Here is a 13,210-nt window from a genome sequence, read left to right as displayed (position 1 = left end):
TTTATCCAAAATATATTGCAACATTTAAGGCTTGACGCGCCACTACAAAAAATAATTGGTATTGATGTAACAATAGACCTCTTGCCTAAATGCTGAATCTGTCATGTTGAGCGAAGCGAAACATCTCGAAGATTATACATTTCATTGAGAATGACACATCTGATTTTCGGACTTTTGCAAGAGGTCTAATGAACAGTAAACAGGGAAGACTACTCCCCATTCGCCATATATAACGAACGGTGTAGAGTTCTGCGCTTGGCTAATTCTTTACCTTGGCGGCCAAGTTTATCGCGTAGTTGTTGGTCTTGGCACAATTGCTTGAACGCTTGAAATACTTCGTAACCTGATTTAGGATTAACCAACAGACCGTTTTCGTCGTGATGTACTACGTCAATTAAAGCAGCGTGACGGGAAGCAATTACAGGTTTACCAAAATAACTCGCTTCTAGATAGACAATTCCCAAACCTGCTAATGCACTAATTGGTGTCTTGGATAATGTCAGCATGGCGAAGATGTCACAGGCTGCATAATAGCCTGCTAGTTCTTGATGGGGTACATATCCAGCAAAGTGTACCCGCTTATCTACCCGCAATCTTTGCGCTAGAGATTTCAGTTCTAATTCACAAGCACCTTGACCGCAGATTATATAATGAACATCTACACCAATTGTTAAAAGTAGTGGTAGGTTCTCAATTACACAGTCGAAGCTTTTTTGTTTTACTAAGCTTCCTACTGAAAGAATGACTACTGCTGTGGGGGGAATGTTGTAAGTTTGACGCACCTGTGAACGTAATTCCTCTAGATTTCTGGAGTTATTCCCCAAGCCAAATTTTTCTGGTCTGACTACAGGATGAATTACATGGGTGGGTGTTTGCACGCGGAGGGTGTTTCTGAGATAATCTCGTGTGGCGGAACTATTGCACACAATGCCTTCAGCTCGTTTGAGAGTAAGTTTAAATAGCGATCGCCATAAGGGATTACGTAAAACACGTACCACATCCTGACCGTGCAAGTAAATAAAAAAGCGCACAGGTAAAATATAGCTCAACAGCAACAACGCTGGAAACTCATAGCTATGACCCCATTCAATGTAGCGGTAGTGATAGCGAAAATAGAGTTTGATTGCTAATATAAATGACCAAATTAAATTAAAGCAAGGTTGCAAATAAGTGCCGAGAAAACCACCCAACCAATATCTCGGATTAGGCCAGCGATACACAGGAAACTGTTGCGCTTGGTCAAATACTTGATCACCTGCACAACTAGCAGTCAAAACAATTACCTGCTCCGGATCTTGCAGACAGCGATTGTAGAGATATTCTCCAATCACCGCTTCCTTGGGCAAAAAAAGACGCGATATGACTAAAATATCCGGGGATGCAGTTTTTTCTTTGATTTTGGTTGCCAGTTGCGAGACGTGTTCCATGTTGATTTTGATTGATTTACTGCAAATAAGTTGAAAGTATTCAAACTGCAACTAAGGCGAAGTAATTGAAAAATTTAGAATAGCCTGGAGCTAGTACCACTACGCGGCAGCAAAAATTTAAATTCATCGGTGAAATGGCTGTGGTTGTTCATACTGCTACAACGCAGCTTAACTAAAGTCACCATCGGAAATAGTCGAACAGTTTATAAAATAAGCATTCTTTTTTTTAACTTTTTTTACTACCTCCATGTGTGTGAATGATTGTACTGAAGGATCTACTGACGCTAGTATCTAAATTTTCTCTTCTTTTTTTGTTTTAGCCAACAGGTAAACCCGAAAATCTAAGTATTTACACAATTTTGTCAAAAATTTTTACAATCCTTCATCAAACTGGCTGTGACTGAGATATCGGTAGGTTTAGTTGGTGGTTTATATTACTTTATTTACGCTATGCTGTACTAGGAGCAGAAAATAAGGAACTGACAAAGGTTACAACTATATTTTAGAATATGAAATATAGAAAATTTATTGTTATTTCTGTGAAGTGTTTGTTAATTATATAAGTTGCTTTTTATTGTGATAATTTTGACTGTTTTCTGGGAACAATTGCCTTAACAATTCAAAATTCAAAATTCAAAATTAAAGACAGTTGGAGTCGGGGATTTAAACCCCAAATCAACTGATACTACGTGTAGACGTAGGGGTCTTAAACCCTTGAATTTACGATAAATAATTACTAAAATTTACAAAGCATCTTGGTATTTTGAAAAGAAAAATTAGATAACAATCCTAGAAATCATATCTTGATTGAGAAAATTATAATTATCATCTTAAACCCCTACACTTTGTTACAATAGATTCCTTGTGGTATCTAAGCCAGAGGTGATTTTCTCTCCTTCGCGATAACGTTGCGTAGCAAAGAGCAGAATTCACTTTCGGTATGCCCTAATCATGTACCAAGACATACTAATCATTAATTAAACCCAAAGTTCCTTCAAAAGGAATAAATTCTGAGGTACGGTTATGCACTACAGAAATCCCTCTGCGGTTTGCTGATTACATCAGATAAGACGCGGTAGATTGGATATGTAGCCGTACTACCAATCAAACACTCACTGCTGATGATGAGTTGGTATCTGATATACACCTCAAGGCTCTGAGTAGAGAAAAAATAATTAAGCAATAGCGTTTTTCAAGCAACTGTGATTATGTCTAAAAAACTACAACAAGCTATCAAACCACTGTTAAAGACTGTCTTTGCCCTAGGCTTAGTATTAGTTTTAGCATTAAGCCATGCTGATGGTGCATTAGCTGCCCGTAGTGGTGGCAGAATTGGTGGTGGTTCTTTTAGAATGCCTTCTAGCCGTACTTATAACCCACGCACCTACGCGCCTGGAGGCGGTGGCGGGTATTATCCTGGGGGTGGTGGTTTTGGTTTTCCTTTCCTGCTTCCGCTTTGGGGTATTGGCGGAGGATTTGGCGGTTTATTTACTATCTTAATTTTCTTGGCGATCGCTAACTTCCTAGTCCAAAGTTTCCGTCGTGTCTCCGGTGGTGAAGGTGAAGAAGTCGGCTACAACAGCAACCCTTCTATCAGCGTGAATCGCTTACAAGTTGGTTTATTCGCTCAAGCGCGAGACTTACAACCAGAACTTAACCGTATTGCGGAAACTGCTGATACTAATTCCCCAGAGGGACGTACACAAGTTCTGCAAGAAACTAGCCTAGCTTTGCTACGCCATCCTGAATATTGGGTATATGCAGGTGTTGGTACACAACAAGCCAAGTTAAATGCTGCGGAAAGTCAATTTAACCGCCTAGCACTAGCAGAACGCAGCAAATTTAGTGAAGAAACTCTCTCTAACGTCAACAACCAGTTAAAAGCAGCCCTCGCTAAAGAAGCTTTACCCTCATCTGGTGAACTTGATAACCCCACTCGTCTAATTAGCGAAGGACCTGGGGAATACATTATTGTTACCTTGTTGACGGCGACACTAGGCAAGTTTGAACTTCCAGCAGTTAACAGTGCTGATGATTTGCGTCAAGCCTTACGACAAATTGGTAGCATTCCGGCGGATAAACTCTTGGCTTTGGAAGTGTTGTGGACTCCCCAAGCTGAAGGCGATACCCTCTCATCCGATGATTTGTTTGCAGAGTATCCCGATTTGAAATTGGTTTAACGAATACAGAAGACCCCATCTCATAGTCAGATGGGGTATTTCATTATTTTTGATGTTCTGGTTTTACCTGAGAAAACACACGGTAAATATCCACATTTTTCTGTGAATCGTCAATTGATTTATCTTTTTGCATTTGTAGTAAGTTATAATCTACATTCTCTGCATAAATGGCAAAAGTAATATTAAAAAACTCTATAAAATGTATAAACCATTGACATTCATCTTCTGATTTATGGTGATAGTAACTAATTAAATCAGCAATGCGAGTTTCTAAATGACTACGAGAATTTTGAGAAATCAAAATAATCTTCAGCAAGATAATTACTAGAGTTAAAGGATGACCTTGGGAAGCTAGTAAAGTAAATAATTCTGAAGGTTCGTGTCTATTTTCTATGGTCAGATAATCAATTAGTTTATTGCAAACTCTCAGCAATAAATTCTTGTTAATTATCTCTTTATCTAATTCTGGTTTCCACGAGAAAATCTTATCTTGTAAAGATTGCTGCAATAAGGATGCAATTTCTTGATTACCAACTGAGAAAAATAAATATTTCTGCAAACTGGTTTTAAATTCTTTCAAACTTTGATTTTCAGTTTGCTTGAGAAATATATTAGCCAGGTTTTCGTGACTAAATTTACCTTTTTTGACCACGATTCTTTTGATTAAATGCAGAACGTTATCACCCAAAATACTGGGGTTGTTATAACGTGTGCTACTTGATGCAGCCGACTGTGAACGAGCTATATACATAGCTAAATCAAACTTATACTTGTCTTTCATCTGTCTGTAAAGTTTGATGGCTGCTTCTTGCTGTTCTTTGGGTTTATCTGTATCTAATGATTGAACAACTAATAAGTAAGCACCATAGCGATCGCTCCAGTGGTCTTTGCTGTTATTCTCTTTTTTATAATTAAATATTTTCAGTTCTTGATAATCTTGGCTATTAATAAAATTTTCTAGCCATTGCCTATATAAATGTAACTCTTGAACAATATTTATGGTTTTACAATGAGGTAATTCTTCAAACAAACCAATCAGTTCTTGAATATATTTATGTTTTCTTTTGGATGCCCAGTTATTAATTAAAATGTAGCAACAGCGTTTGAGTGTATGACGAAACTCATGCTCGTTATTAAATAACAAAATTTTCTGAATTGGTGGCACATTATTTAAGTTGCCTGACCGGAGACAATCAATAAATAACATTTTAAATTCTTGTAAAACACCTTCTGGTGAATAGGTATTTACACTTTCTATAAAGAAACTATAAAATTTATCCTGTAAAAGTGGTAGATTTGTCTCTTGAGAGTTTAACTTAACAGTATCTTTATAGAAGACATGACTAAGTAAAGTATTAGCGATCATATAATTTCTCAAGACCCTTAAGGTTTTTAATTTTATTGTTATTAGCTTACCCCTAATACATAGGACTATCAATCAGCTTTTTCAAAGCTACATTAATTTTTTGATGGATATTAGTAAATTTACGGTGTAGTTTATTAATTACTTAATTAACTCGCGGGAATAAGTGGGGAGTGCTGAGTGAGGAGTGAGGAGTGGGGAGTGGGGAGTTTAGTATTCTCTCCTGCTCCCTTACCCAGTTGGTGAGCCTGTCGAACCACTACACCCCTAAAATTACTAAATACGGCTACACACAAACTTTTCTAACCTATCCAGGCCTTTTTCGATGGTTGTCAAATCGGTAGCATAGGAAAGGCGAATGTTTTGATCAGCACCAAAGGCAATTCCTGGAATGACGGCTACTTGATGTGCTTCTAACAACGCATTACAAAATTCTAAAGATTTTAGACCTGTTTTGCTGATATCGGGGAACAGGTAAAATGCGCCGTCTGGTTTGGCACAACTTAAGCCAGGGATGGAGTTGAGCCGATTTAACATCACCTGTCGCCGTTTAGCGAAAGCTTGACGCATTTCTTCTACACAGTCTTGAGAACTTTCTAACGCTGCGATCGCACCATATTGAGCAAAGGTACACACATTCGATGTACTATGCCCTTGGATGGTACTGGCGGCTTTAATAATTTCTACTGGGCCGGCTAAATAACCCAGTCGCCAACCAGTCATGGAATAAGCTTTGGCAAATCCATTACTAATTAAGGTGCGCTGAAAAATTTCCTTTCCGAGCGAACCGATGCTGATATGTTCTGCACCATCGTAGAGGATTTTTTCGTAAATCTCATCAGATACGACATAGATATCTGCATCAACTACTACCTGTGCTAAGGCTTTGATTTCCTCTGGTGTGTACACCATCCCTGTAGGGTTAGATGGGGAATTGAGGACAAATAGCTTAGTTTTGGGTGTAATCGCTGTTCTCAGTTGCTCTGGTGTAATCTTATAACCCGTAGACGCATCTGTGTTGATAATTACTGGTTTCCCGCCTACTAAAGTTACCATTTCCGGGTAACTGAGCCAGTAGGGGGCAGGAATAATTACCTCATCACCGGGGTCAATCAGTGCCACCATCAAGTTGTACAGAGAATGCTTACCGCCATTGGTGACAATGACATTCTCTGCCTTGTAATCTAGACCATTATCAGATTGCAGCTTGTGCGCGATCGCTTCCCGTAACTTTGGTTCACCGGCGGCTGCGCCATACTTGGTTTTGCCTGACTCCAAAGCCTTTGCTGCTGCTGCTTTGATATGCGCTGGGGTATCAAAATCCGGTTCGCCAGCACTAAAACTACAAACGTCTATACCCTCTGCCTTCATCGCCTTAGCTTTCGCGGCGATCGCTAAGGTTAGCGAAGGTGTTACCTGACTTACTCTTGCTGCCAGCTTCATTCTTAACTCTATTTGGCAAATCTTTCTCTTACTTTAGGATATCCCAGAATCTGCCTTAAAAATTCAAAATTAATTCAAACCCCTGAATTTATCCGGGGGCTTGAATTAATGTTATTTTACTTTTTGCTTCTCCGTCATCGACTCCAGCACGGTTCAATATTTTGATCTGATCGGATTTTTTTGTCGCTTATCTGTACCTAATTCTTTAGGTATAACTTCTGTGGCTCGTTTACCACTTTCGATATAATCATCACCTGTAGTTGTGATTCTTTTCCTGTTTTGAGTTGTATAGTAAGGTCTAGTAGTTTCTGTACGCGCTATGGGACGTTCTTTCGTCGTGTAATAAGGTTTAACGACTTCTGTTTTGTGGTCTTTGACTGAATAATAACCAGTCGCCTCAACAGAATTAGTCGGTAAACTAATCAACCAAATCAATCCAGATAACACCAGTAACGCAATTTTTCTTCGCCATTGATTAAGTATATTCTTGATTGTCAACATTGAAAAATACCCCTTTCATTCTTCAACAAAGGTAGATAATTTTCAGTGCAGCTAACGTCTTTCTCTAGGTGGGTTATATCTATAACAAAAAGTAGAGACGTTCCATGCAACGTCTCTACAGTTAATAGGCTACTCATAACTCAGCACTGGCTAAACGCCGCGCTTCCGCTAACAGCACTCAGCACTCAGCACTCACCACTCATTCAAGCTATTGTCACATCTGGAGATAAATAAACATCCTGAATGGCGTGAAACAGTTTCACCCCTTCTTCAAAGGGTCTTTGGAAAGTCTTCCTACCAGAAATTAAGCCTGTACCACCAGCACGTTTATTAATAACGGCTGTACGGACTGCTTCAGCAAAATCATTCTTCCCAGACGCTCCCCCAGAATTAATTAACCCTGCACGTCCGCAGTAGCAATTTAATACTTGATAACGGGTTAAATCAATAGGGTGATCGGTTGTTAATTCTGTGTACATCCGTTGATCAATTTTGCCGTAACTTTCACCAGTGGCTTTAGCTACTGCTTCATAGCCATGATTATTTTCTGGGAGTTTTTGTTTAATGATATCGGCTTCAATGGTGACACCTAAATGATTCGCCTGTCCGGTGAGGTCAGCCGCAACGTGATAATCTTTGTCTTGTTTAAAGGCGTTATTTCGCAAATAACACCAAAGAATTGTCACCATTCCCAATTCATGGGCGTATTTAAAAGCTTGGCTGATTTCTTGAATTTGTCTGGTAGACTGTTCCGAACCAAAATAAATGGTTGCGCCTACTGCTGCTGCGCCTAAATTCCAAGCTTGTTCGACATCAGCAAACAATACTTGGTCAAATTGATTGGGAGAAGTTAATAGTTCATTGTGGTTTATTTTGGCAATGAACGGGATTTTGTGGGCATATTTACGCGAGACACTACCCAATACCCCCAAGGTTGTAGCTACAGCATTACAACCTGCGGCGATCGCTAATCTGATAATATTTTCTGGGTCAAAGTAAATTGGATTGGCTGCAAATGACGCACCGGCTGAGTGTTCAATCCCTTGGTCTACTGGGAGAATTGAGAGATAACCTGTATTTGCTAAACGACCTGTAGCATAAAGTTGCTGGAGATTACGCAATACTTGCGGATGGCGATCGCTATGCAACCAAACTCGATCTATAATGTCAGACCCCGGTAAATGCAGTAAATCTTGAGAAACTTTGGCTTTGTATGTGAGTAGGTTTTCAGCTTCTTCCCCTAGCAATGACTCAATAGAAGTATTTTCTAAGAGCGTTGCAGTCATAGCAGTTTCCTCTCATTTGAGCAAATGACTTTGCCCTTAAGATAGCATTTAGCTTGAAAGATGGTGATAAAGTAAATCTCAACAATCAATTAGGTGAGTTGCCAGGATGAACTGATACTACACTGATTTAAGCCAGTCACTTGCAAGTACATTGGATAGAAGGTAATGTGCTTCTACACAAAAGCAAGCGATGTCTTGAAGGTGTACCAAACTACAACGGTGTAGTTTGCCTGGAAAAACCAGCCTAATACTACCACATCAAAGACAAATATGCTGGGTGCGATCGCAGGTGACATCATTGGTTCAGTCTATGAAGGCAAAAGTATCAAAACTAAAAATTTCCCCCTCTTTGACAGACAGTGCCGCTTCACTGATGATACGGTGTTAACAGTAGCGGTAGCAGATGTCATCCTCCACACCGACCAATTCCCCACCAGTAGTAAATACATTGATCAATTCAAGTGGTACTACAGTTCTTACAAGTATGCCGGGTACGGTCGTAACTTTAGCAACTGGGCAAAATCTAACAGCAAACAACCATACAACAGCTTTGGTAATGGTGCAGCTATGCGAGTTAGTCCCATTGCCTTTGCCTTCAATGACCTAGAGACTGTGTTAAAAGTAGCCAAACACAGTGCAGAAGTTACCCATAACCATCCAGAAGGCATTAAAGGCGCACAAGCTACAGCAGCAGCCATCTTTCTTGCCCGCACAGGTTATGATCAACCAGCGATTAAATCCTATATTCAGACGACCTTTGGTTACAACCTAGAACTTACCCTAGACCAAATTCGCCCCACTTATCAATACGATGCTACTTGTCCGGGTTCTGTCCCCCAAGCAATTATCGCCTTTTTAGAATCAACTGACTTTGAAGATGCCATTCGCAATGCCGTGTCCATTGGTGGTGATAGCGACACCATCGCTTGTATTACAGGGGGTATTGCTCAAGCATATTATGGAAGTGTCCCACAAGCGATCGCTCAACAAACCTTATCTCATCTCAATGAACATCTATGTAATATTACAGAGAAATTTATGTATACTTATATAAATTAAGCATTGACAGAAATATAAAAATTTATCTACGAGTCCTCAGATGAACTGTTTCCTTTAATTAAACGGTGGAGTAGGCGACAAGGCCAAAAGCAAGCCCCACAAACACTTACAGAGGCAATGGCAACAAAAATACGCCAGTTCTCCTTGAGTGGATTAGCAGACTCTGATCCCTGGTTTTGCCTATTTTTGGTGAATTCCGGCAATGAATGAGATAGCTGGCCGGCTGTACTTACCCCCTCAATCGCCGCTCCCATTAGATAAGCTACAAGGGCAATACTTAGCCAGTGATTCATCATATTTTATTGGGCAAATTTTGGGCAACTTTGGCGTTAATGATTCTCTGCGCCTAAAGATAATCGGCTTTCAGCAGTATCTCGAATTAGAGGCAGTTTAGATGTTATGTAGGTATTAAGACCACTATCTGCCTGTGCATCAAGTCCCTGCTTGGCTTTTAATTGCTGGAGGAGCAATTGTACTAGAGCCATATCATCAAACTGGAGTAAAGTAGTGACATTAGTAGACTCGATTACAGCCCAAAGCTGCTGCATCATTTTGATAGTGATCATGAGTCTCTAACCTCTTAAGCTTTTCTTTATATTTGCACGTTTTTCTTGTTTGTGCCTAATTTATTGGGAATAATTAATCAATCAACACAATTACAGCAGTAGACCCGCATTTCTCACAAACAGTAGGGGCGGGTTCACAGATAAGCTCAATTACTCATGACTATCTCGCTAAACCCGCCCCTACAGGCTTTGGGATGAGGTTGCAAGAATCTTGTGAGAAATCCGGGTAGAGACGGAGCATCGCTCCGTCTCTACAAGGTCTCTAGATAACGCATATTTCATTTTTGGGCAAAGTAGATTAAACTCTCTCACCCCTTATGTTAGTTTTGACGGTTCGTAGTAAGGACTTTAGTCCTGAGTTTTCAAGGACTAAAGTCCTTACTACAAACTTCGACAAGTTAGTATATCCGTTTTCTGCAACCATTCCTGAGTACGCCGCATACCTTCTTGCAGATCAATTTTAGGTTGATAATTCAAGATTGTTTTGGCTTTAGCAATAGAATAAGCATAAGGGCGACTGATAAAATCTAGAGATTCTGGGACAATATCGGCTTTTTTACCAAACAGTTTCTGTCCTTGATGGCGTAGTTTTACTAGCATTTTAAGTTCATCTTTTGGCAAACAAGGATAATCGACAGGTAAACCTGCAATTTCTGCCAAATAAGTAAAATAATCTTTCCAAGAAGTTTCTTTACCATCAGTAATATTAAAAATCTCTCCATGTGCTTCTTTTTCTATGGCAAGAAATATGGCATCAATCAAGTTATCTATATATACGTGGTTACAGACTCCCTTCCCATCATTGATATAGGCAAATAATTTTTGACGCATCAACTGTAATGGTCTGACTACCCAAGGAATACTTCCTGTCCCATAAACATCCCCTACTCTGATAATAATCATGCCAACATCTGGAGATGTATTTAATTTTAATAATGCTTCTTCAGCTTCTATTTTTGTTAGACAGTAAGGATTATTATGGGCAGAAAGAGGAAATTCTTCTGTAACATTATTAGGATAGTTAAATCCATAAACCATCACACTAGAGAGATGTAAAAAAGTTCTCACTCCAGCGTTTTTAGCAGCATTGAAAATATTAATAGTGCCATCAACATTTATCTGTCGAAACTTCTTAATTGAACCAACTTCTTCGGCAAGTTCAGCAGTATGCAAAACAATATCTACTCCGTGACAAGCTTTTTGAGCAGTCACAGGATCAGTAATGCTACCAAAAATTACCTCAGCACCTAAATTTTGTGTTTTTTTGGCATTATCTGCGGAACTTTGCAACCCACGAACTTTCATTCCCTGTGCTATAGCTAGTTCAGCAGTTCGGAAACCAACAAAATCATCAATTCCAGAAATGAGCAGTGTGCAATCTGATAGTTTCATAGATAGGTTACAATTCAAATTTCAACAAAATCTACATATTAGACATCTTGCATAAATGCTTAATCTGTCTCATACTTTATAAATTCTCAAATTCATTTAAACTTGGGATTTACTAAGGTTACTTTTCAACGAAGCAAAATGTTTTCCACCTAGCTCAATTTGACCTTCTGTACACCCAGTTTTTAATCTTTCAACTAAATAGTCAATATTACTGGCTATAAAATTTGTGCCATGATCTGGTTCTATTAAACTAACTAAATCTATAGTTTTCATTGTATTGCTAGCTAAACTAGAAATACCTAGAAAATTGAACACCCCAGATTCATAAGTACCACAAGGTACAGAAGGATTATTTACTCCAACACACCATTCATTATTTGTAAACCATTCAAATGCAGGGTAGCCGTGAAAATGGACAATTGGCGCACCATTTTTAATCAATTCTGGTGTATATAAAGCTGCCGCTAAAGTAATAGCAAGCATGACATAAATATCATAAGAAGGTTTAATGTCTACAACATCAGGTTGAATACCTTCTGGTAGTTCTAAGAATAACCTTTCTTTCAAGCCAATACGGAGAATGTCATTAGTGAGATTTAAATCTGTTTTATTTGCACCTGAGCGAGAACTTACTAACCAAATATCAGGAATTTGCTTAAATAAATATTCTTCGCCAATTTTAATTCTGATATAACGCCTATTGTTTTCATTCCGACGAATCTCATCATTACTAAACCCTTCAATAGGTAAAAGATTTTCCCATTCATTTGTAGTTATTTCTGTCGCTCCTACATATTGTGGAGGTTCAGCATAGGCGACGAAACCATAAGAAACACCTGTTCTGCCATTGACTATGACATTGACAATATCTCGATGAGATTTTCTTTTAATTACGTCATCTAGCTTAAAACCAGATGGAAATAAACCTGTTGATGCTAGCTGTTGTCCCAATTTTACTAAGTTTGCAGCATAACTAGATTGTTGAGGATTGTACTTTCCTAATTCAAATTGGCTCAGTAAAAGAGGGGTAATTGGGACAAAAACTTTAGGAATTAGTGATTTCAAAACAAACTCTTTCATCTCATTTTTTGAAAAAATAGAGTCAGAAAGGTTCATATTTAATATAGAAATTTTATCATTTGAAACTCCAATAACAATTTCTGAAAATGTCCTGACTAAAGTTTTCAATCCAATATTTATCTTTTGTTTATATGATATATTAGGGTTAATAAAATTATTGTCTATTTCAGTAATAATTATCACTTGTGTATTAGTAGGATCTTCCACATATTTCGCTGCGTGTTCCTCTGCCCAACTGCTCAATTTAGCGATTTTAACCACAGGAATTGTGCGATTTTTTAAAATCACTTGAGAATAAAATTTATAAAAATTCTCTGCTACCAAAATACCTAAGTTTCTCAACAATGAAGGAGGATTTTCTACATCAATAACTGCATTAACTGCTGCTTTAACTCCTCTCAATTTGAAAGTTTTCTTTTGATTAATTACAGGAATAGATATATCATAAGCAAATTCTTGTGTGGCTTCTTCCCAAGGTAAAATTTTAACTCCATAATTTTTGAGTATCTTTTCCAATTCCTGACGAAATTTTAATACTTCTTGCTTTTTGTACGTAGGAGGTAAGGGTTTAAATGTCACTATCAGCCTTTGAGCCATAACTTTTGCATCAATGATTGGTGGCTGATAATCCTCGCTTGATTTATCAGAAAAACCTCCGATTAAACATCCAATAGTGTGCAAACTTAATCCTTGCGTTAAAGGTATATATGCAGATTTTGTAGCAACATCCATTTCCCGTACAAAAGCCAGAATTTCTGATTTTTTGGCAATCAATGTTTCTTGAATTTCCGGTGTGATTACTCCTTTGGGAGAACGAATATTTAGTTTGTCGTTATCAACCCACAGATGAACACCCTGTTGATTCAGGTTTGCTACCAATTCTGATGCGTTCATATTTGCAAAATCTCCCGAA

Annotated in this window: 11 protein-coding genes; 2 read left to right on the top strand and 9 right to left on the bottom strand. The window is 38.4% G+C overall.

The genetic code is table 11. The features are described 5' to 3' along the window. Window positions 1-209: 209 nt before the first annotated feature. The gene (locus tag L6494_RS03460) at window positions 210-1,427 is read right to left on the bottom strand and encodes a glycosyltransferase family 4 protein (RefSeq protein ID WP_237991462.1); all 1,218 of its coding nucleotides are present in this window, start codon (window positions 1,425-1,427) and stop codon (window positions 210-212) included. A gap of 1,208 nt (window positions 1,428-2,635) precedes the next feature. On the opposite strand from L6494_RS03460, the gene L6494_RS03455 reads away from it, so the two are divergent. Continuing rightward, window positions 2,636-3,607, top strand: a complete 972-nt coding sequence (locus tag L6494_RS03455) for a DUF1517 domain-containing protein (protein WP_237991461.1) — start codon at window positions 2,636-2,638, stop codon at window positions 3,605-3,607. Window positions 3,608-3,650: 43 nt separating this feature from the next. Here the strand turns inward: L6494_RS03455 and L6494_RS03450 are convergent, their stop codons facing one another. The 4 genes from L6494_RS03450 to L6494_RS03435 form a co-directional block, all read right to left on the bottom strand. Then, complete coding sequence (locus L6494_RS03450) at window positions 3,651-4,973, bottom strand: hypothetical protein (protein WP_237991460.1); 1,323 nt, start codon at window positions 4,971-4,973, stop codon at window positions 3,651-3,653. Window positions 4,974-5,246: 273 nt separating this feature from the next. After that, window positions 5,247-6,413, bottom strand: coding sequence for a pyridoxal phosphate-dependent aminotransferase (locus tag L6494_RS03445; protein WP_237991459.1), 1,167 nt, complete (start codon window positions 6,411-6,413; stop codon window positions 5,247-5,249). A gap of 153 nt (window positions 6,414-6,566) precedes the next feature. Continuing rightward, window positions 6,567-6,914: a hypothetical protein gene (locus L6494_RS03440; protein ID WP_237991458.1), complete on the bottom strand. Its 348-nt coding sequence runs from the start codon at window positions 6,912-6,914 to the stop codon at window positions 6,567-6,569. Between the two features lie 203 nt (window positions 6,915-7,117). Next, on the bottom strand, window positions 7,118-8,200 hold the full coding sequence (locus L6494_RS03435) for a class I fructose-bisphosphate aldolase (RefSeq protein WP_237991457.1): 1,083 nt from the start codon (window positions 8,198-8,200) through the stop codon (window positions 7,118-7,120). A 270-nt stretch (window positions 8,201-8,470) separates the two neighbouring features. On the opposite strand from L6494_RS03435, the gene L6494_RS03430 reads away from it, so the two are divergent. Next, window positions 8,471-9,259, top strand: coding sequence for an ADP-ribosylglycohydrolase family protein (locus L6494_RS03430; protein WP_237991456.1), 789 nt, complete (start codon window positions 8,471-8,473; stop codon window positions 9,257-9,259). Between the two features lie 26 nt (window positions 9,260-9,285). Here the strand turns inward: L6494_RS03430 and L6494_RS03425 are convergent, their stop codons facing one another. The 4 genes from L6494_RS03425 to L6494_RS03410 all read right to left on the bottom strand — a co-directional run bounded on the left by L6494_RS03425 (window position 9,286) and on the right by L6494_RS03410 (window position 13,191). Beyond that, entirely contained in the window at window positions 9,286-9,552 is a 267-nt protein-coding gene (locus L6494_RS03425) for a hypothetical protein (protein ID WP_237995785.1), read from the bottom strand. A gap of 36 nt (window positions 9,553-9,588) precedes the next feature. Next, window positions 9,589-9,825, bottom strand: coding sequence for a hypothetical protein (locus tag L6494_RS03420; protein ID WP_237991455.1), 237 nt, complete (start codon window positions 9,823-9,825; stop codon window positions 9,589-9,591). 381 nt (window positions 9,826-10,206) lie between these two features. Further along, window positions 10,207-11,217, bottom strand: coding sequence for an NAD-dependent epimerase/dehydratase family protein (locus tag L6494_RS03415; RefSeq protein ID WP_237991454.1), 1,011 nt, complete (start codon window positions 11,215-11,217; stop codon window positions 10,207-10,209). Window positions 11,218-11,313: 96 nt separating this feature from the next. Continuing rightward, entirely contained in the window at window positions 11,314-13,191 is a 1,878-nt protein-coding gene (locus L6494_RS03410) for a hypothetical protein (protein WP_237991453.1), read from the bottom strand. Window positions 13,192-13,210: the final 19 nt, after the last annotated feature.

It is taken from the genome of Nostoc sp. UHCC 0870 (genome assembly GCF_022063185.1).
Taxonomy (GTDB): Bacteria; Cyanobacteriota; Cyanobacteriia; order Cyanobacteriales; family Nostocaceae; genus Trichormus.
This window is presented reverse-complemented; position numbering and strand designations above follow the sequence as displayed.